Source organism: Mesorhizobium sp. M8A.F.Ca.ET.161.01.1.1, assembly GCF_004792105.1.
Classification (GTDB): domain Bacteria; phylum Pseudomonadota; class Alphaproteobacteria; order Rhizobiales; family Rhizobiaceae; genus Mesorhizobium.
Genome location: NZ_SRTD01000012.1, coordinates 59,924 through 78,753, shown reverse-complemented (window position 1 = coordinate 78,753; position 18,830 = coordinate 59,924). Strand labels below are relative to the sequence as shown.

At 64.2% G+C, this 18,830-nt stretch carries 17 protein-coding genes; 12 read left to right on the top strand and 5 right to left on the bottom strand.

Going from position 1 to position 18,830, the window contains the following annotated elements:
- The first annotated feature begins 6 nt into the window (after positions 1–6).
- Together EN804_RS25230 and EN804_RS25225 are read left to right on the top strand one after the other, a co-directional pair.
- On the top strand, positions 7–456 hold the full coding sequence (locus tag EN804_RS25230; protein WP_127872987.1) for a hypothetical protein: 450 nt from the start codon (positions 7–9) through the stop codon (positions 454–456).
- Positions 457–522: 66 nt separating this feature from the next.
- Positions 523–1,602, top strand: coding sequence for a glycosyltransferase (locus tag EN804_RS25225; RefSeq protein ID WP_135921609.1), 1,080 nt, complete (start codon positions 523–525; stop codon positions 1,600–1,602).
- 26 nt (positions 1,603–1,628) lie between these two features.
- Here the strand turns inward: EN804_RS25225 and EN804_RS25220 are convergent, their stop codons facing one another.
- Positions 1,629–2,651 carry a phosphoribosyltransferase family protein gene (locus tag EN804_RS25220; RefSeq protein ID WP_127279646.1) on the bottom strand — a complete coding sequence of 341 codons (1,023 nt, stop codon included), beginning with the start codon at positions 2,649–2,651 and terminating at the stop codon, positions 1,629–1,631.
- Positions 2,652–2,704: 53 nt separating this feature from the next.
- Positions 2,705–4,201 carry a lipopolysaccharide biosynthesis protein gene (locus tag EN804_RS25215; RefSeq protein ID WP_135862310.1) on the bottom strand — a complete coding sequence of 499 codons (1,497 nt, stop codon included), beginning with the start codon at positions 4,199–4,201 and terminating at the stop codon, positions 2,705–2,707.
- A 184-nt stretch (positions 4,202–4,385) separates the two neighbouring features.
- On the opposite strand from EN804_RS25215, the gene EN804_RS25210 reads away from it, so the two are divergent.
- The 6 genes from EN804_RS25210 to EN804_RS25185 all read left to right on the top strand — a co-directional run bounded on the left by EN804_RS25210 (position 4,386) and on the right by EN804_RS25185 (position 11,972).
- The gene (locus EN804_RS25210; protein ID WP_127279648.1) at positions 4,386–5,558 is read left to right on the top strand and encodes a glycosyl transferase family 1; all 1,173 of its coding nucleotides are present in this window, start codon (positions 4,386–4,388) and stop codon (positions 5,556–5,558) included.
- A gap of 15 nt (positions 5,559–5,573) precedes the next feature.
- The gene (locus EN804_RS25205) at positions 5,574–6,563 is read left to right on the top strand and encodes a glycosyltransferase family 2 protein (protein ID WP_127872992.1); all 990 of its coding nucleotides are present in this window, start codon (positions 5,574–5,576) and stop codon (positions 6,561–6,563) included.
- Complete coding sequence (locus tag EN804_RS25200; RefSeq protein WP_127281152.1) at positions 6,563–7,513, top strand: glycosyltransferase family 2 protein; 951 nt, start codon at positions 6,563–6,565, stop codon at positions 7,511–7,513. Before EN804_RS25205 ends, EN804_RS25200 begins: the two co-directional genes overlap by 1 nt.
- Complete coding sequence (locus EN804_RS25195) at positions 7,503–8,471, top strand: glycosyltransferase family 2 protein (protein ID WP_135862307.1); 969 nt, start codon at positions 7,503–7,505, stop codon at positions 8,469–8,471. The genes EN804_RS25200 and EN804_RS25195 overlap by 11 nt, the downstream gene beginning before the upstream one ends.
- Positions 8,472–8,545: 74 nt before the next feature.
- Positions 8,546–9,442: a UTP--glucose-1-phosphate uridylyltransferase gene (locus tag EN804_RS25190; RefSeq protein WP_127279770.1), complete on the top strand. Its 897-nt coding sequence runs from the start codon at positions 8,546–8,548 to the stop codon at positions 9,440–9,442.
- A gap of 148 nt (positions 9,443–9,590) precedes the next feature.
- A complete protein-coding gene (locus EN804_RS25185; RefSeq protein ID WP_127279769.1) occupies positions 9,591–11,972 on the top strand; it encodes a polysaccharide biosynthesis tyrosine autokinase in 2,382 nt (793 codons plus the stop codon).
- 123 nt (positions 11,973–12,095) lie between these two features.
- Here the strand turns inward: EN804_RS25185 and EN804_RS25180 are convergent, their stop codons facing one another.
- Entirely contained in the window at positions 12,096–13,178 is a 1,083-nt protein-coding gene (locus EN804_RS25180; RefSeq protein WP_127279768.1) for an acyltransferase, read from the bottom strand.
- A 146-nt stretch (positions 13,179–13,324) separates the two neighbouring features.
- Positions 13,325–15,232 (bottom strand): propionyl-CoA synthetase, encoded by a 1,908-nt coding sequence (locus EN804_RS25175; RefSeq protein ID WP_135862304.1) that lies wholly within the window; start codon positions 15,230–15,232, stop codon positions 13,325–13,327.
- Between the two features lie 249 nt (positions 15,233–15,481).
- Here EN804_RS25175 and EN804_RS38095 point away from each other — a divergent pair, with 249 nt between their 5' ends.
- The 4 genes from EN804_RS38095 (at position 15,482) to EN804_RS25160 (ending at position 17,749) form a co-directional block, all read left to right on the top strand.
- Entirely contained in the window at positions 15,482–15,598 is a 117-nt protein-coding gene (locus EN804_RS38095) for a DUF2259 domain-containing protein (RefSeq protein ID WP_245464503.1), read from the top strand.
- A 433-nt stretch (positions 15,599–16,031) separates the two neighbouring features.
- A complete protein-coding gene (locus EN804_RS25170) occupies positions 16,032–16,322 on the top strand; it encodes a PqqD family protein (RefSeq protein ID WP_127280436.1) in 291 nt (96 codons plus the stop codon).
- Between the two features lie 12 nt (positions 16,323–16,334).
- Positions 16,335–16,769 (top strand): lasso peptide biosynthesis B2 protein, encoded by a 435-nt coding sequence (locus EN804_RS25165; RefSeq protein ID WP_127280435.1) that lies wholly within the window; start codon positions 16,335–16,337, stop codon positions 16,767–16,769.
- Positions 16,766–17,749: a serine kinase gene (locus tag EN804_RS25160; RefSeq protein WP_135921608.1), complete on the top strand. Its 984-nt coding sequence runs from the start codon at positions 16,766–16,768 to the stop codon at positions 17,747–17,749. The genes EN804_RS25165 and EN804_RS25160 overlap by 4 nt, the downstream gene beginning before the upstream one ends.
- 8 nt (positions 17,750–17,757) lie before the next feature.
- Here the strand turns inward: EN804_RS25160 and EN804_RS25155 are convergent, their stop codons facing one another.
- Positions 17,758–18,780: a nucleotidyltransferase family protein gene (locus tag EN804_RS25155; protein ID WP_135883681.1), complete on the bottom strand. Its 1,023-nt coding sequence runs from the start codon at positions 18,778–18,780 to the stop codon at positions 17,758–17,760.
- Positions 18,781–18,830 lie beyond the last annotated feature (50 nt).

Here is an 18,830-nt window from a genome sequence, read left to right as displayed (position 1 = left end):
TATGCGATGATCGAAATCACGCGGCGTTCGGCACTGGCCATCATGGCAGGCGGAGTTGCATCGACGGGCGTGGCCTACGCGGCCGTGTCCTCGTTCTCGGACGAGGACCTGGTTCGCGTCACGCTCGAAAAATACCTCGGCAGGCTGAACATGCGCATCGAGCACCTGCAGCAGTTCGTGCTCGAGTTCCGCAACCGCAATCCGGGAATGTTTCCCAGCGAAAAACTGAGCGATGCCGTCACCTTGCTCGAGAAGGCGAAGCTCGGTCAGGCACGCCAGTTGTTGCCAAAACAGAAGCAGCGCGACCTCGGGCATTTCGACCGCTGGGTTGTTGCCGAATTCCACATGCTGACGGACTACGCCTGGCGCGGTTCGCCCAATGATCCCATCCGGTTCACCGGATGGCAGTCATGCACAAATCCGTTCGCGACGCTTGATCCGCCAAAGACTGCCTGAAGCGGCCCTGGACGCGGGCCTTCATCGGGCCGAGGCATTGAAATGGATAGACGAGGAGCCGGGATCATGAAAGTTCTCTTTGCAGGCGGCAATGGCTACCCACCGGAGTTCAGCGGCGGCGTCCAGTCGAGCACTCACCATCTGGCAGAGCAGTTGATCGAGCATGGGCATGAGGCCGCGGTGCTCGCCGCCCTGTTTGGCGATGGTGTCTTCGGCTTCAAGGCGCGTGCAAAGATGAAGCTGTTGCGCCAGCCCGCGGTCGTCGACAGTTTTCCCGGCTACCCGGTGATCCGGGCATGGTTCCCCTGGGAGGCGGCGGCCTTCGCCGTCAACAGGGTGAAGCCGGATGTCGCGGTGGTCCAGTGTCACAAATCGGTTCCGCTCGGCAAGGCGTTGCAGGCCAAGGGCGTGCCGCTGGTCGTCTATCTCCGCAATGTCGAGTTTCACGAACTGGGAGGCGACCTGCGCGAATTGGGCTCGGCGCTCTATATCGCCAATTCCGAGTTCACCGCGCGCACCTACGCCAGGGAGTTCGGCATCGAGACAACCGTAATCCCGCCGACCATCAATCCGACGCACTACAGCACGCCGACGTCGGGCCAGTTCGTCACCCTGATCAACCCATATGAGGAAAAGGGCTTCGAGCTTGCGGTGCGCATCGCCGGCGCGTGCCCCGAAATCCCTTTCCTGTTCGTCGAAAGCTGGAAACTGGCGGACGATCACCGGGCACGCATCGAGCAGACGATCGCGCCGCTCGGCAATGTCACGCTGGAAAGCCGCACCAGCGACATGAAGACGGTCTATGGCCGCACCCGGATCCTGCTGGCGCCCAGCAAATGGGAAGAGGCCTGGGGGCGGGTGGCCTCGGAGGCCCATTGCAGCGGCATTCCCGTCGTCGGCTCCCGCCGCGGCGGCCTGCCCGAAGCGATCGGCCCTGGCGGCGCGGTGCTCGACTATGATGCTCCGCTCGCCGACTGGGTCGCCGCCGTCAGGCTTTTGTGGAATGACAACAAGGAATATGAGCGGGTCTCGGCCCTCGCGCGCAGCTTCGCCGGGCGGCCGGAGCTCGACCCCGACCGTCAGTTCGTCACCTTCTTCTCGATATTGGACAGGGCGGCACAGCAGAGCGCGCGCCAGGCCGCTTAGTCAAACAGCGACCCGATCGCGCCGCGTCAGGCTGGGCGCTTGACCCGGTTCTTCAGCGTTTCATAGCCGCGCGCGCCAAGCAGGGCGCGGGCGATGGTCTTGGCGGCGCTCTTGCGGCCCTCTTGCGAGTTGACCTGGCGCAGCCTTGCCGGCAGGTTCCGCGCGGCTTGGCCCAGGGCCGGAAGCGACAGCGCATCGGGAAAACTGACCATGTGCGTTTCGACACACAGGACCGGTTTGCCCGACAGTTCCGTGATCCTCAGCGCCTGGGCATGCTCGCTTTCGATGAACAGGATGGCATCGGATTTGCGATAGAAATCGGCCTTGAAACTGCCATGCGCGCCAAGCCGCTGGCGCTCCGCCTTGCTCGGCAGATCGAGCATGATGAGCTTGTCGTACTGGATCTCGTGCTTGGCCAACCACGCCTCGGTCAACGCACGGTATTTCTCGAGCCGGCTGGTGACCAACCAGCCGATCTTTTGGGTCACGGCATGAAGCGGCCGCGCCTCGCTCAGGAATTTTTCATAGGCCGGCCCGTCGTCGTTCTCGGCCTCGGTCGGATCGAGACACAGCACCCCGTCTATGTCGACGCAGCATTGCGCCAGGAATTTGTGATGCATGAAGTTCCACTGGAACATGCGCGGATGCGGAACGACCTCGAACACCAGATCGGTCTCCTGATGCTCGGGCTCCAGACCGAAGACGGCGGCAAAGGTGTAGTCGGCCTCGATGCCGGCGCCCTTGATGCGGGCACGGGCGTCGCGCATGGCATTGCCGCCGGAAACGCTGTCGTCGATCACCAGCACCTTGCGCATTTCCGAGACTTTGCGGTCGAGTGCGGCCCTGCGCTTGGTGATGCCTGACGTGTAGACCCGGCCTTCCAGGAAGCTATCCAGGTCGGTCATCGGAATGTTCGCCGCAAGGCTGACCAGCGTCGCGGCCAGCACGCCGCTTCTGGGGACGCCGACCACCAGGTCGATGTCGCGCGGCAGCCGGTGAAGGTTACTCACAATCGCGTCGTTCATGTCGGAGATCGATCGGTAGTGCATGGATCAGGCCTGATGCTCGGGTGGGATAGGGTTAGACGACAAAGGCGCCGAAATTATTGCGCCTCACGCGGCGTCGCCGCCGGCGTTCTTGCAGGCAGCATCTTCAAGGCCTCCCGCAAGGCTTCGCGTCCGGCCGCGAATGCCAGCGCGACGACGATGGTGATCGCGTAGGCCAGGATGGCGCCGCTGGCCAGGGCAACGACATGCTGCTGCGGCAGCATCGGCTTGACCAGCCAGACCGCGCCCAGCGCCAGATGCGCGCCAAGCACGAACGGCGTTGCCGCGCGCAGCACATGGCCGGCTTGCAGCGGTCCGCTCCTGCCGACATAGAGCCACAGGAAGGGCGTGCGCAGATACTCGCTAACCGCATAGGCGACCGCCACGCCGAGCGCGCCGTAGGGTAGGCCGAGCGCGAAGGCAAGCACCGAGGTCACCGCCGTGATGATGCCCCAGCGCATGAAGTCTCCGGAGCGGCCCTGGCTGACGAAAAGCCAGCCCGCCGGATTGTTGAGCGGCTGCAGCAGGCCGGCAAAGCCGAGCGCCAGGAAGATCGAGGCGCTGGCGCGCCACTGCTCGCCGAGCACGAAGGGAATCAGCACATCGGACATGGCGGTGGCGAAAGCGACGCCGGGCAGCGCTACCAAAAGGATCAGCGGCATGACGCGCAGATAGGCGCTGCGATAGCGGTCCGGCTCGTCCTTCAGCCGCGACAGCGCCGGCACCATCACCTTCGACAGCGGATTGGTGATCTGGCTGAGCGGGAACAGGAGCAGCTTGTAGGCACGGTCGTAAAGGCCGAGCTGGGCCTCGCCCCAGTATTTGCCGATCAGCACGTTGTCGAGATTGCGGGCAAAGAAATTGGCGAAATTGAAACCGGTGATGCCGGCGCCGAAATTGATCAGCTCGCTGATGCCCGCGACCTTGCGCGGCATGCCCGGGCGCCAGCGCGAGCTTGCCCAGTAACAGAGCGTCGGAAGCACCGCCCCGGTCAGCGTGCCGGCAAACAGCGCCCAGTAGGAGCGGTCGATGAAGGTCCAGGCAATCGATACCGCCAGACCCGCCACGGCCCCGGCGACGTCGATGATCGCCAGGCGGCCGAACTGCATGCGGCGCGTCAGCAGCGCCAGATGCTGTGCGCCCAGGCCGTAAGCCAGGATCTGCAGCCCCAATGCCGCCACCAGGCCAGCGACACGCGGCTCGCCGTAGAAGGCAGCGACCAGGGGTGCCGCGCCCGCGAGCACGCAGGCCAGGATGGCGCTGACGGCGACGTTGATCCAGAAGAGGTAGTTCACCTCCTCGTGCCGGATGCCTGTCTTCTGGATCGTCGCCTGGGTCAGGCCGAAATCCTGGAACAGGGCGATGAAGGCGAGCACCGGCGCACACATGGCCACGACACCGAAATCCTGCGGCGACAAGAGCCGCGACAGCACGATGACGGATATGATCTGCGTGGCGACCCGCACCGACTGCGCCATGGCGGTCACGACGGCGCCGCGGCCGACCGATTTGCGCAGAGAGCCTTCCGGCGGATCGAATGGATTGGCTTCCAAATTCAGGATTCCTGATCTTTGCGCGGATTCCGGGGCCCGAAATCCACAACCGCCGCCGACCACAAACTACGGCAATAATTTTGCAGTGCAACAGAAAACGTGGATCGCCGTGCCAAAAATGTTGCGATGCAGCAAGAGCTGTACTAGGCTTTCCCTGGGTGGGTCAAACAGCGGTCGAGTTTTCATGCTGCATGTCTTGTACCTGGTGCACGATATTTCCGACCCGGCGGTTCGCCGACGGATCACGATGCTCCGGACAGGTGGCGCCCGGGTCACCCTGGCGGGCTTCCGCCGTACCGCCGCCCCTGTCGCCGATATCGAAGGATTGCGGCCCATCGACCTTGGCGCGACGCGTGATGGCCGATTCGCGCAGCGCCTGACGGCGGTGGCGAAAGCAGCGGTATCGATAGGTTCGAAGCTCAAGCGCATGCCGAAGCCGGATCTCATCATCGCGCGCAATCTGGAAATGCTGGCGCTGGCGCGCCGGGCAAGGTCGGCTTTCGGCGCCGCGGTCCCGATCGTCTATGAATGCCTCGACATTCACCGCCTGGTGCTCCGCGATGATGCTCTGGGCAAGGCGCTGCGCGCCACCGAGCGCCATCTGGCGCGCGACGTGAAGCTGCTGGTGACCAGTTCGCCCGCCTTCATCGCCAATTATTTCAGGCCCTTCCGCCAGGTCGCGGCACCGGTGGAACTGGTCGAGAACAAATATTTCGAGGCAGCGGCTGTTCTGCCTGGCGAGCCTGAGGCGGTCGAAGGACCCGTAGCCCCGCCATGGCGGATCGGCTGGTTCGGGGCGCTGCGCTGCCGCCGCTCGCTCGAACTGCTTGCCGGGTTCACGCGCCGCATGGAGGGCCGGTTCGAGATCGTGCTGCGCGGCCGTCCGGCACTTTCCGAATTCCCGGATTTCCATGCCTTCGTTGAGGCCGAACCTTACCTGTCGTTTGGCGGGCCGTATCGCAATCCGGAGGACATGGCGGCGATCTATCAGGACGTCCATTTCTCCTGGGCGATCGATTTCTTCGAGGAGGGACAGAACTCCGAATGGCTGCTGCCCAACCGCCTTTATGAAGGCTGCCGCTTCGGCGCGGTGCCGATCTCGATGGACAACACCGAGACCGGACGGTTCCTGCGGCAGCGCGATATCGGCGTTTTGTTGCCGCAGGCCACGCCCGAGGCGTTGGAAACCGCGCTTGGCGGGATGGAGCAGCACCGTTTCGGCAGGCTGAAGATGCGCGTGCTGGCCCACAATCCGAGGATGTGGAGCTACGATCGCGGCGACTGCAGCGCCCTGGTCGAAAAACTGCGCCGCCTGACCACCATGCGCGAGCCCCTCGCAGCCGAAGCCTTGGCATAGGATGGACATCGCCCGATGACGCAAGCGCTTGCCCCCAGCCTGATCGTGATCCCATGTCTCAACGAGGCAACACATATCGGTGCGCTGCTCGACCAGCTCTGCCCGGCGGCGGAACGGCTTGGCGCGCGGATCGTCGTTGCCGATGGCGGCAGCACCGACGGCACGCTCGCCATTGTCGGCGAGCGCCAGAAGAACGATCCGCGCATCGTGCTGCTTCACAATGAAAAGCGCATCCAGAGCGCCGCGATCAACCTGGCGGTGGCCAGATTTGGCGAGGGCGCGCACTATCTGATCCGCATCGATGCCCATGGCGGCTATCCGGAAGACTATTGCGACCGGCTGGTCGAGGAGGCGCAGGCCACCGGTGCCGATTCGGTCGTGGTTTCGATGCTGACCAGCGGCAGCGGCACCGTGCAGAAAGCGGCGGCGGCGGCGCAGAATTCCAAGCTCGGCACCGGTGGCTCGAAGCACCGCCACCTCTCCGCCGGAGAATGGGTCGACCACGGCCATCACGCGCTGATGCGGATATCGGCCTTCCAGGCCGTCGGTGGCTATGACGAGACGTTCAGCCACAACGAGGATGCGGAACTCGACTATCGGCTGAGGCAGGCCGGCTACAGGATCTGGATGAGCGGCAGGACGCAGATGGTCTATTATCCGCGCACCTCGCTGCGCGGCCTCTATTTCCAGTATCTCGGCTATGGCCGCGGTCGGGCCAAGAACGTGCTGAAACATCGGGTGATCCCGAAGGTCAGGCAGATGGTGCCGCTGGCGGTCTTCCCGGTGGTCCTTCTCGCGGCCTTCTCGTTCGTGCACTGGATTGCGGCGCTGCCGCTGCTGCTGTGGGTGGCGGTGTGCCTGGGCTACGGCCTGGTGACGGCCATCGGCCAGCGCAATGCCGATATCGCGCTTGCCGGCGTCTCGGCGATGGTCATGCATTTCGGCTGGTCCGTCGGCTTCTGGCTGCAGCTTCTCGGCCTCGGCGCACGGCGGAGGGCGGTGTGATGGCGGTTGAGACCAGGAACCGCCGCATCGACATCGGCGTGTGCACGTTCCGGCGGCCGGAACTGGCCGAGACGCTGCGCTCGCTTGCGGCGCTTGCCATGCCTGACGGCTTCGAGGTCGGCGTCATCGTCGCCGACAATGACGACACGCCAAGCGCCAGGGAGTTGGTGGCGACGCTGTCACGGGACTTGAAGCTGACGGTCCGCTACCGGCATTGCCCGGCGCGCAACATCTCGATTGCCCGCAACGCTTGCCTCGATGCCAGCGAAGCGGATTTCCTGGCCTTCATCGACGACGACGAAACCGCCACCGCCCGCTGGCTGGCCGAGCTGGTCGCGACAGCTGAGGAAAGCGGTGCAACAGCCGTGCTCGGCCCGGTGCGCGCGCTTTACCGTCCGGATGCGCCGGACTGGATGCGCCGCGGCGATTTCCATTCCACCTTGCCGGTACGAGTGCGCGGCGAAATCCGCACCGGCTACACCTGCAACGTCCTGCTGCGCATGGGGTCGGACAGCCTGCGCGGCCGCCGCTTCAGCCTGGCGCGCGGCCAGACCGGCGGCGAGGACACCGAATTCTTCGACCAGATGCACAAGGCAGGCGGCCGGATCGCGTTTGCGCCGGAGGCATGGGTGGATGAGGCCGTGCCACGGGCCAGGGCGGCATTCGACTGGCTCAGCCGCCGCCGTTTCCGGGTCGGCCAGACGCACGGCCATCTCCTGGGCCGCGACGCCGGCGGCATTGCACGGGTGAAGCAGGCCGCCCTTGCCGCGGCAAAGGCCGCTTATTGCTTTGCCGCCGCCCTTCCGGTTGTCGCCAGCCCGATACGCAGGAACCGCAGCGTGCTGCGCGGCATCATGCATGTCGGCGTCGTCAGCGGCCTTGTCGGTGTCCGCGAACTGCGCCTCTACGGCCAGCCTTCACCAGGGGAAGGAGGCAAGCGTGCCGCCTGACGTTTCCTCCGTTCCCGATGTTTCTTTTGTGATTGCCGCCTACAACGCCGAGGCAACCCTCGATCGGGCGATCGCCAGCGCCATCGCCCAGAAGGGTGTCAGCCTCGAGATCATCGTCGTCGACGACAAGTCGCGTGACGGCACGCTCGATGCGGCGCGGGCCTATCCCGAGCACATCGTGCGCGTCCTGGCGCTGGACAAGAACAGGGGCCCCGGCGGGGCCAGGAATGCCGGGCTCGACGCCGCCCGGGGCAGGTGGATCGCGGTTCTCGATTCCGACGACGCCGTCTTTCCCGGCCGTATCGCCGCCATGATCGGCCGCGCCGAAAGGGCGAACGCCGAGATCGCCGTCGACAATCTCGAGGTCGTCCGTGAGGACGGCGTGGTCGAGGACGCGATGTTCCCGCGCCAGTATCTGGAAGGCCTGGGCGAGATTTCGTTGGCCACCTACATCGCCGGCAATGTCGTCTTCGAATCGAAATTCAATCTCGGCTACCTCAAGCCGATCTTCCTGCGCAGTTTCCTCGACGAAAACCGGCTGCGTTATGACGAGGAACTGAGGATCGGCGAAGACTACATCCTTTTTGCCGAAGCCCTGGCCATGGGCGGCAGATGCGTGGTCGAGCCTGATATCGGCTATGCCTATCATATCCGCAGTGGTTCGATCTCGCGCGTGCTCGAGCCTCATCATGTCGAGGCGATGCGCAAGGCGGATGCCGAATTCGCGCAAACCCATCGGATGGACGAGGAGGCCCAGGCAGCCTTCGCCCGGCGCGGCCGCAGCTTGCGCAAGGCGGCCTCGTTCCTGGCGATGGTCCAGCACATCAAGGCGCGGTCCCCGCTCAAGGCGATCCGGACGGCGCTCAGCGACCCGGCGGCGGTCAGGCACATGGGCATGCCGATCGCCGTGCGGTTGCGACGAGTAGCGGCACAGTTTGCCGTGGGGGTGGGGAGGTGAAGATGCAGGCACATGGAGGGATTTTTCGTGGCCTGTGAATGGACTGAAGTCGATCTCCTCAGAAGGAATTTGCGATGAAGAAAATCAGGAAGGCCGTGATACCGGTGGCGGGGCTTGGAACAAGGTTTCTGCCGGCGACCAAGTCGATGCCGAAGGAAATGCTTCCGGTGGTCGACAGGCCCGTCGTGCAATATGCGGTGGACGAGGCCTTCGAGGCCGGGATCGAGCACATCGTCTTCGTCACCGGCCGCAACAAGGCGGTCATCGAGGATTATTTCGACCTTCATCCGGAACTGATCGGAACCCTGGAGCAGACCGGCAAGAAGACACAGCTGGAAGCGCTCGAAAGCATGCTGCCGGTGGCCGGCGCCACCTCTTTCATCCGGCAGCAATCGCCGCAAGGCCTCGGCCATGCCGTCTGGTGCGCGCGCGAGGTCATCGGCAACGAGCCCTTCGCCCTGCTTTTGCCTGACATGGTCTCCTTCGGCGGTCGCGGATGCCTGGCCGAGATCACCGACCTCTATGCCGAGACCGGCGGCAACGTCATCGCCGTCGAGCGCTGCGATCCCACCGAGACCAACAAATATGGCATCGTCGGCCGTGGCGCCGACATTGGCGGCGGCTTCGAGGTGACGGCCATGGTCGAAAAGCCCGCGCCGGCCAACGCGCCGTCGAACTTCTACATCAACGGCCGCTACATCCTGCAGCCCGAGATTTTCCAGCTTCTGGGCAACCAGCAACGCGGCGCCGGCAATGAAATCCAGCTGACCGACGCCATGGTCCGCCTGTCGCAGGAGCAGCCATTCTTTGCCCAGCCTTTCAAGGGCCGCATGTTCGACTGCGGTTCCAAGGAAGGGTTCATCCAGGCCAATATCGCCTTCGCGCTGGCGCGCGACGACATGAAGGGCCCGGTTTTCGAGATGCTCCGGGAGTTCGTCCGGACGCATGAACGCCAGGAAGAAGCCGCATAATGCCCATCTTTCGGGAGTATTGTCGGGTGGCTGACGGCGGAAGGGCCGGCCGGCTCCGCGCTGTCCGGCACCAAGCGTGTGTCGCGTCCGCCAATGCTCCCGATCTTTCTGGGGCCTGCGAGCGAGACAAGCCAGAATTGGACCGAAGATGAATTATGCCAACTTTCCTCTCGACAAGAGGATGCCATTGCCGAATTCGGACGCAGGAGACGGCGACGACTTCATCGATATCGAGCGGCTGCTTGGCATGGCCGCACGGCAGGCCAAGGTGGTTGGCGTGTGCGCCGTCATCGGCCTTTTCCTGGGCATGCTCTATCTGCAGACCACGCCGCCAAAATTCGTGTCGGTCTCCAGCGTGCTGATCGATGAGGGGCTGAACAAGATCGTCGACGACATTTCGGCGGCGTCGACGACCATGCAGACCGATTCGGCGATTCTCAGCCAGATCGAGATCCTGACCTCGACGCGGCTCGCCGCCGTGGTCGTCGACAAGCTCAAGCTCGATCAGAACGAAGCGTTCATGAACCCGCCGCAATCGGCGCTTGCCCAGGGCATCGGCTTGATCCGCGGACTGATCCAATATGTCCGGCCAAGCCCGGTCATGCCGGGCGTCGGCGATATCAGCAAGCTCGACCCCGCCGCGCGCGACGCGTTGATTGCCGCATCCGGCCGTGACTACGCCATCCTCAAGCTGCAGAACGAGATCCAGGCGGATCGCGTCGGACGAAGCTACGTCATCGCGCTTGGCTACCAGGCGACGGATCCGGCGCTGGCGAAGGCCATCACGAAGGCCTATGCCGACGCCTATCTCGCCGACCAGCTCGATGCCAGCTTCGACGCCACCGAGCGCGCGGCGGTCTGGCTGCAGGGCCGGCTGACCGAACTGCGCGAAAGCTCGCAGCAGGCATCGCTGGCGGTCGAGAAATTCAGGGCCGAACATGGCCTGTCCGCCAGCAGCGACGGCCAGCTGATGAGCGCCAAGCAACTCGCCGACCTGAATGCCCAGCTCATCGTGGCGCAGGCCGACACCGCGCGTGCCAGCGCCCGTTACCAGCAATACAAGTCGATCGTCGACAGCGGTTCGGAGAACGCTTTCAAGGACGCCGCAATATCCAGCGACCAGCCAAGCAGCTCCGTCATCGCGGCGCTGAAGACACGCTACCTCACCGTCGCCAAACGGCAGCAGGATGTCGAGGCGAATTTCGGCCCGCAGCATCCGCAAGCGGTGGCGCTCGCCAAGGAGAAGGCCGACATATCGGCGCAGATCTTCGGCGAACTGAAGCAGCTGACCGAAAGCTACCGCAACGAGTATGAGGTGGCGCTGGCGCGCGAAACCGCGCTCAGGGCCAATGTCGCCGCCGCGCAGGGCAAGAGCTCCATCGACAACCAGTCGCAGGTCCAGTTGCGTGATCTCGACCAGAAGGCGACGGCGCTGACCACGCTCTACCAGACGTTCCTCGGCCGCTACGAGGAAGCCGCCCAGCAGCAGTCCTTCCCGGTCGGCAAGATCCGCATCATCTCGGATGCGTCGACCCCGCTTGCCGCCTCGAGCCCGCGCACCATCATCGTGCTCGGTCTTTCGCTGGTGCTCGGCGTTCTCATGGGCGCGGGCTTCGGCGGCCTCAACGAGTTCAACGAACGGTTCTTCAGGACCGGCGAGGAGGTGCGCGACCGCGTCGGCCTCAAATTCCTCGGTTACCTGCCCACCATCGGTAGCAAACCGACGAAGGAAGACAAGCCGGCCGAGCCCGATCTCAAGGTCGCCAGATCGCCGGCCGCCATCGAAAGGCGGGCGCGAATGCGGGTGAGTATCGACGCTCCGGCATCGATGTTCTCCGAAACGCTGCGCAGTGCCAAGATCGCCTTCGATGTCGTCATGGAAGGGCAAGGCAGCCGCGTCATCGGCGTGATCTCGGTCCTGCCCGGCGAAGGCAAGTCGACGGTCGCGGCCAATCTCGCCGGGTTGCTCGCCGCCAATGGCGCCAGGACGCTGCTCATCGACGGCGACCTGCGCAATCCGGGCCTCAGCCGCAGCCTCGGCATGGAAGCCGAGCAAGGGTTGATGGAAGCGGTGGTGAGCGGCCAGACATGGCAGTCCGTTGGCAAGATCGACAGGCAGACCAAGCTGGCCATCATCCCGGCCGTGTCGCGTGGGCATTTCTCGCACACCAGCGAGCTTCTCTCCTCGGCCGGCATGCGGCGCTTCATCGAGAACGCCAAGGAGACGTTCGAATACATCGTCGTCGATCTGCCGCCGCTCGGGCCGGTGGTCGACGCGAAGGCCTTCGCGCCGCTCGTCGACGGCTTCGTGCTGGTCACCGAATGGGGCCGCACGCCGCGCGCCATGGTGCGCTCGATGCTGGAATCCGAACCCTATGTCGCCAACAAGATCGTCGGCGCGGTGCTGAACAAGGTCGACCTGAAGAAGCTGGCCAAATACGGATCGTTCGGCGCATCGGAGAAATTCTTCGACAAGTACTCGAGCTACTATCTCGACAAGTCGGAAGTGCGGTCGAAGACAGCGGTCTGAGATAGGCCGTTGCCTACCATCTCCTGAGAGCGCGCTGCGCTTCTTGTTTCGAGACTACGCAAAGTTCCGTCTGTCGCCGCCTTTATGCGGCTGGACAAGAAGCGCGGCGGCGAAGCTGGACGGCTACGCTGCCTTAAGCCGGTAGCGGAAAACCGTGTGGTCGAGCAGTAGCCGGATGCGCGGCTCGGCTTCGGTCGCCACCAGCCAGCTCGCCGCGATCATGGTCGCGGCGACCATCGCCATCGAGAAGAGATATGGCAGCCCGGCGCGGACCATGGCGCCGAGCATCGCCGCGCCGATGACGTCGTGGATCAGATAGAGCGGATAGGTCATCAGGCCTATCCGGCGCCAGCCGCTCCAGCTGAGGTCGAGCCTGAGGGACCATGCCATCAGCGCGATGGCCACGAGGAAGATCAGGATTGGCGGTGCGTAGGGCATCATGGCTCCGACCTTGATGCTGTGGACGTCGACGGAACTGGCGATCTGCAGCACGCCGCCGCCGAGGAACAGCAGGCAGAAGCCAAGGCGCGAAGGCGTCACCGCCTTGAACCGCATCAGCCAGATGAGCACGCCGACCGCGAAGAAACAGCCATGATGCACCAGGATGAGCTGCAGCCAGCGCGTCTCGGCGAAGTCCGACCAGCCGAGCGGATAGTACAGGCACCAGAACAGCGTGCTGACCAGGCCGATGACGATGGCAACCGCTTCCATCAGATGGAAGCGGCCGAGCCGCAACAGCACCCAGACGACGGCGTAGAAGGCGATCTCGATGCCGAGCGTCCAGTAGACGCTGTCCACCCACGGACCATAGGGCGCGAACAGGGCCGTCCGGGCGAGCCTTACCACCGCGTCGGTCGGCCAGCTCAAGCCGATGAGCAACAGCAGCGCCGCGGTGATCGGCGCACAGATCCACACCGCCGGCGCCAGCCTTTTGACCCTTGCCTCGAAGAACCGCAGCGGCGTCGAATTCTCGGCGCTGAAGGCAATGACGAAACCACTGATGACGAAGAAGATCTCGACGCCGACCCAGCCGGATTCGACCCAGGCGCCGATACCAGGTTGCGCCGGAACGCCGCCGGTCGCTTGCGCCGAGATGCCGTCGGGATAGGCCCACACCCAGAAGCCGTAGTGGTAGACCATGACCAGCACGGCGGCGAGAAACCGCAGGATGTCGATGCCGCCGAACGTTGTTTTCTGCTGAGCCATGCGATCCCATCGAATGGCCCCCCACGCGAACTGTAAGTCGGAATGTTGCATCGCACAATCAACGATTGTGCGATGCGTCCATCACAAAGTTCGCCGCGCCGCAACATCGCGGAACTGAATCTCCACTCATCTGCCGGCAGTGCTCCTCAGACGCCGATACCGCGCGCCTTCAGAGCCGCCGTGATTTCCTCGAGGATGGCGGGGTCGTCGATGGTCGCCGGCATCGTCCACGCTTCCTTGTCGGCGATCTTCTGAATGGTGCCGCGCAGGATCTTGCCCGACCGTGTCTTGGGCAGCCGCTTGATCGTTATCACCGTCTTGAAGGCGGCGACCGGGCCGATGCGCTCGCGCACCAGCGCGACGACCTCCTTCTCGATGGCGCCGCCGTCGCGCGCGACACCGGCGTTCAGCACCACCAAGCCGAGCGGAATTTGCCCCTTCATCGCGTCGGCGATGCCGACGACGGCACATTCGGCGACGTCGGGATGGGCGGCCAGCACCTCTTCCATCGCGCCGGTCGACAGCCGGTGGCCGGCGACGTTGATGATGTCGTCGGTGCGGGCCATCACGTAGAGATAGCCGTCCTCGTCGACCATGCCGGCATCGGCCGTCTTGTAGAAGCCGGGGAACTCATCGAGATAGGCTTGGCGGAAGCGGTCGTCGGCATTCCATAGCCTTGGCAGGCAGCCGGCCGGCAGCGGCAGCTTGACCACGACATTGCCCAGCGTCCCGCGGGGCACTTCATGGCCGGCATCGTCGAGCACGCGGATGTCGTAGCCCGGCATCGGCACCCCGGGCGAGCCGTATTTTACCGGCAAGAGGCCGAGCCCGGCGGGGTTGATCGTCATCGGCGAGCCGGTCTCGGTCTGCCACCAATGGTCGACCACCGGCACGTTGAGCTTTTGCTCCGCCCATTTGATGGTTTCGGGGTCGGCGCGTTCGCCGGCGAGGAACAGCGTGCGGAATTTCGACAGATCGTATTTCGGCACGAACTCGCCCTTGGGGTCCTGTCCCTTGATGGCGCGGAAGGCGGTCGGCGCGGTGAACAGCGCGACCACGCCGTGCTCCGAGATCACCCGCCAGTAGGTGCCGGCATCTGGCGTGCCGATCGGCTTGCCTTCGAAGAGCACGCTGGTGCAGCCATGCAGCAGCGGTCCGTAGACGATGTAGGAATGCCCGACCACCCAGCCGACATCGGACGCTGCCCAGAATACTTCTCCCGGCTTGACGCCGAACTCGTTGTCCATCGTCCATTTCAGCGCGACCATGTGGCCGCCATTGTCGCGCACGATGCCCTTGGGCTGGCCGGTCGTGCCCGAGGTGTAGATGATGTAGAGCGGGTCGGTGGCCAGCACCGGCACGCAGTCGACATTGGCGCCGGCCGCCCGTTCGCGGGCGACCGCGTCGGCATAGTCGATGTCGAAATGGTCCTTCAAATCGCAGCGCAACTGGTCGCGCTGCAGGATCAGGCAGGCGTCCGGCTTATGGCGGGACATCTCGATCGCCTTGTCGAGCAGCGGCTTGTAGGCGACGACCCGGCCCGGCTCCAGGCCGCAGGAGGCCGAGATTATCAGTTTCGGCTTCGCGTCGTCGATGCGGGTGGCAAGCTCATGTGAGGCAAAGCCACCGAACACGACCGAATGCACGGCGCCGATGCGGGCGCAGGCGAGCATGGCGATGGCCGCCTCCGCCACCATCGGCATGTAGATGATGACGCGGTCGCCCTTGCCGATACCGCGGTTCTTCAGCACCGAGGTCAGCGCCACCACTTCGCGTTTGAGTTCGGCATAGGTGAACTTCTTCACCGTTCCGGTGATGGCGCTGTCATGGATCAGTGCGATCTGATCGGCCCGCCCGCCGGCGACATGCCTGTCTAGGGCGTTGTAGCAGGTGTTGCAGGTCGCGCCGGTGAACCAGCGGCCATAGACGCCGGCTGCTGCATCGAACACCTTGTCCCAGGGCGAATACCAGTCGATGGCCTCGGCCGCGTCGGCCCAGAATTTTTCCGGGTCGCGTTTCCAGCCGTCATAGACCTCGTGATAGCGTGAAGCCATCCATATCCTCCCCAGGAACCATCTGCCGTCCTCGCCAGTAGCCTATGTTGTTTCTTCGGGCGTTGTCTCCCTGCATTTTCGTCTCAGTTGGCCGCGTCTTGAGCTGATAGGCGCGGTGTCGTGAAGCGCGCCATCGAGGGGTGAACGAATGCACCATCGGTGGCGTATCGCGGCAGGGCCCGCGATTGTGCTGGTTCAAGACCCTGCATGAGGACAAGGCCGTGCCGGGCTACAGCCTGTCGGAATCCTATGAAAAACAGACCGGCCGGCAAGCCGGCGGTGATCGTTGTGCTGGTGCAGCGCTTCAGCCAGGGCTTTGAGGGGCGCGATCGCCGCTTCATCGCGGTGACCGGACAACCCCGCTGAGCAACCCGTCGATAGCCGTCTAAAGAACCGTATTTGCTGGACAAAAGTCGATCACGCTAGATCGGCAAGGCCACCAGCATGAGGCCGACGCCGCCGAAGATCAAAATGGCTGTCGCAAGCGCTTTTCGATGACGTTCGAAAGTCGTCGGAGCCCGCTCCCAATTGTAACGCATACCCTATCTCCCCAACATACGGGGAGTTCTTACCTTACCTAAGGGAAGAAAAGCAACGGTCCTGCCGGTCCACGCGCTTGCCTAGCGTGTCATTCCGGCGGCTATTTCTGGGAGGATTTCAGCTGTGGATGGATGTTGCGACTGACAAGGATCTGTCGCTCACACAGAGCTGCGCGGGCCATCCCCCAGCCGGTCGATAGACAGAGCCCCACCACCGCGCTATCTCATTCCGGGGTTTCGCATGGCTTTTGGGGTTCGTGATGGAAATTGCCTCTGGAACGGTTCTGAGATTGGCGGAAGATGCCTCGGTCCAGCATGTCGGCGACGGCGCGGTCGTGCTTTTGGCCCGGAGCGGCCAGCTCTATACCTGCAACGGCACGACCGAAGCCTTTCTCGACAAGGTGGATGGCGCGCGCAGCCTCGGCCAGATCGTCGGCCTGCTTTGCGAGGAGTTCGAAGTCGACAAGGGCACGCTTGACGAGGACATGGCGGCACTGGCCGCCGATCTGGTCTCGGAAGGCATTCTGGCCGCTCCGGGACTTGATAGCTGAAGGTACTGTTTGATGGCGGACAGTCCTCTCCTGCGCGCCTTGTTCCGCTGCCATCTCTGGGCAAGCGCGCGGCTGATGCCGGTCCTTATTGCCAACCGCAGCTTCGAGGAGGTGCTGGAATGGGCGCCGCTTGCCTCGCCGACGCCCTATCGTGGCTTGCCAGCCGCCTACATTGTCGCTCGCGTCAACCGCATTGTCCGCCATCCCTGGCTGATGCGTGACCGCAGATGCCTGCGGGAAGGGCTGCTCGGCCACCGTTTCCTGCGCCTTGCCGGCTTCGATCCGGAGTTGCGTTTCGGCGTCGATCCGAAGTCGCTGCAAGCGTCCCGGCTGTCGGCGCATTGCTGGGTCTGCCTCGACGGCAGGCCGGTGGTCAGCCACAGCCTTCCCGGCATGGTCGAAATCTATCGCCACCATGACCGCGCCACGAAGGTGCGCCCCGCTTGACCAGACCTTGCGTCTTCTATGATCTCAACGGCCAGGTGCTCGGCATTTCGGCCGAACGGGCCGAACTATGGCTAGACTTCGACAGGATGCTCGCCGGCCTGCGCGTCGAAGGTTCGACCGAAGCGGATTTTCGTTTCGACATCGCCGACGCGGAAGCATTGGACGAGACACCCGCCGGATCCCTGGTTTTCGAGGGCGAGATACCGGACGACGGCTACTGCCGGATGATCACCCACGGCGCCAGCGTCCATCTGGTCTTGCCAGGACGCCAGACCGTCGAGATCAGCGAGAAGGGCTGGGCTCGGCTTTGCATCGTGCCCGACAGCAAGGCCGCCTGGACGCCGTCGATGCTGATGCTGGACGCCGCGCTCGATGCCGGCGGCCAGCATATGCTGCATACCGCGGGCCTGACGCTGCCGGGCCGGGATGCCGTCGTGCTGATCCATGCCCCGAGCGGTACCGGCAAGACCACGACCTCGCTGGCCCTGGCAACGCAAGGTTTCGGCCTGTGCTCCGACGACGCCATGATCCTGGACGTCGCTGGCGCCACGCCGGTTGCCTGGGGTTTGCCACGCCACGTCAAGATCCATGAGAAGACCGCGCGAATGATCCCGCAGGTGGCGCCATGCCTCGGGCCATCCTGGGATCGCAATGGCGAACAGGCTGTTTCGCTGGAAAAGCTGGGCGGGATCGTGAAAATCGGAACCCCGACCGCCCGTCCGGTGGCCGCGCTCCTGCATCTCGCGCGATCCGCCGACGAAGAGACCCGGCTCGTGCCGATGGCCAGGACCGACGCCATGGTGGCGCTGGCGATGGACAACGTCCGAACCGGCGCGACCGGCCTGCTGCCGCTGCAGAAGCGCCGGCTGGCGACGATCGGCAGACTGGTCTCGTCGGTGCCGACCTTCACGCTGGAAGTAGGCGCGCGCCCGGCCGATGCGGCGGCGCTGATAAGCGCCACGTTGACATCACGGGACTGACGGCCACTTCAAGCGGCGTATGGCCTGGCCTTGGCCAGGCGCTGGATCCAGCGAAAGGCATCGCGGCGCAGGCGCGAGCCGATCTTCTCCCTGGAATTGACTCTGAGCAGCGTGTTCGTCGTGATCAGCTTCTTGGCCAACCGTATCGACAGGTCGGGTTTGATCCGCCCGGCAAGTTCGAGCGCATGCGGTTCGCCGAACAGGCGGCCGGTCACGTTGAGCACGATCGCCAGTTCGAGTTCGATGCCGGTCATGCGGGCGGCGTCGAGCAGGCGGGCTTCCGATTCGGGTGATCGCAGCGCGCGTACGCCTTGCAGCACGTCGACACAAAGCTGCAGCCGGTGGAATTTATGCCCGCCGGCGGCATGCACGATGGCGATCGTCAAAAGGGCTGCCGGCGTGTCCATAGCCTCGCCGTCGATGATGCCCAGCTCGCGAAACCCCAGCGACAGGCGGCGACGCATGCCGGTGTCGTGCACAAGGTCGCCATGCAGCTCGACCAGCAGGCTGGAATTCTCCTTTTCCAGCCATTTGAATTCCTGCAGCTGGTAGGATTCCGCCTCGTTGCTGCCAAGCTCGAAGCCTGACGCCGCGATCACCTGGTTTGCCCGTGCAAGGTTGGCGGGCTCGACGAGGATGTCGATGTCGGTGAACGGCCGGTCGGATGCGTTACGGTAGAGTTTTCGCGCGAACACCGGCCCCTTGACGATCCGCGCTGGAATGCCTTCCGCCGCCATCCCCTTCATGATGCGGTCGCCATGATACTGCAGCAGCATCGACTGGCCGGTAGCGATCGTCGCCTTCTGGCGCAGATCGTCGAGTTTGTCCTGCAAGCCAGCGTTCGACGGAAGGTGCGCGTCGCCGCGCTCCCTGAGCTTGCGCAGCATGATCGGCAGGACGCCGTGGAATTCGGCATTGTCGAGCAGAGCCGACAGCGCCTTTGCCGACAAATTGTCCTCGACCGCCGCGACCTCCGGGTCGGCGAAGCGCAGCAGCAACTTTTCCTCGGCGGGCGTAAGGGGTGGCAGCATCAATCCGGACAGGTGTTACCGATAGCGGGATCGCCCGGATGGTCGCAGAA

Coding starts and splice junctions, on each gene's coding strand:
- EN804_RS25230 (WP_127872987.1), top strand. CDS start 7: ATGATCGAAATCACGCGGCGTTCGGCACTGGCCATCATGGCAGGCGGA.
- EN804_RS25225 (WP_135921609.1), top strand. CDS start 523: ATGAAAGTTCTCTTTGCAGGCGGCAATGGCTACCCACCGGAGTTCAGC.
- EN804_RS25220 (WP_127279646.1), bottom strand. CDS start 2,651: ATGCACTACCGATCGATCTCCGACATGAACGACGCGATTGTGAGTAAC.
- EN804_RS25210 (WP_127279648.1), top strand. CDS start 4,386: ATGCTGCATGTCTTGTACCTGGTGCACGATATTTCCGACCCGGCGGTT.
- EN804_RS25205 (WP_127872992.1), top strand. CDS start 5,574: ATGACGCAAGCGCTTGCCCCCAGCCTGATCGTGATCCCATGTCTCAAC.
- EN804_RS25200 (WP_127281152.1), top strand. CDS start 6,563: ATGGCGGTTGAGACCAGGAACCGCCGCATCGACATCGGCGTGTGCACG.
- EN804_RS25190 (WP_127279770.1), top strand. CDS start 8,546: ATGAAGAAAATCAGGAAGGCCGTGATACCGGTGGCGGGGCTTGGAACA.
- EN804_RS25185 (WP_127279769.1), top strand. CDS start 9,591: ATGAATTATGCCAACTTTCCTCTCGACAAGAGGATGCCATTGCCGAAT.
- EN804_RS25180 (WP_127279768.1), bottom strand. CDS start 13,178: ATGGCTCAGCAGAAAACAACGTTCGGCGGCATCGACATCCTGCGGTTT.
- EN804_RS25175 (WP_135862304.1), bottom strand. CDS start 15,232: ATGGCTTCACGCTATCACGAGGTCTATGACGGCTGGAAACGCGACCCG.
- EN804_RS38095 (WP_245464503.1), top strand. CDS start 15,482: ATGAAAAACAGACCGGCCGGCAAGCCGGCGGTGATCGTTGTGCTGGTG.
- EN804_RS25170 (WP_127280436.1), top strand. CDS start 16,032: ATGGAAATTGCCTCTGGAACGGTTCTGAGATTGGCGGAAGATGCCTCG.
- EN804_RS25165 (WP_127280435.1), top strand. CDS start 16,335: ATGGCGGACAGTCCTCTCCTGCGCGCCTTGTTCCGCTGCCATCTCTGG.
- EN804_RS25155 (WP_135883681.1), bottom strand. CDS start 18,780: ATGCTGCCACCCCTTACGCCCGCCGAGGAAAAGTTGCTGCTGCGCTTC.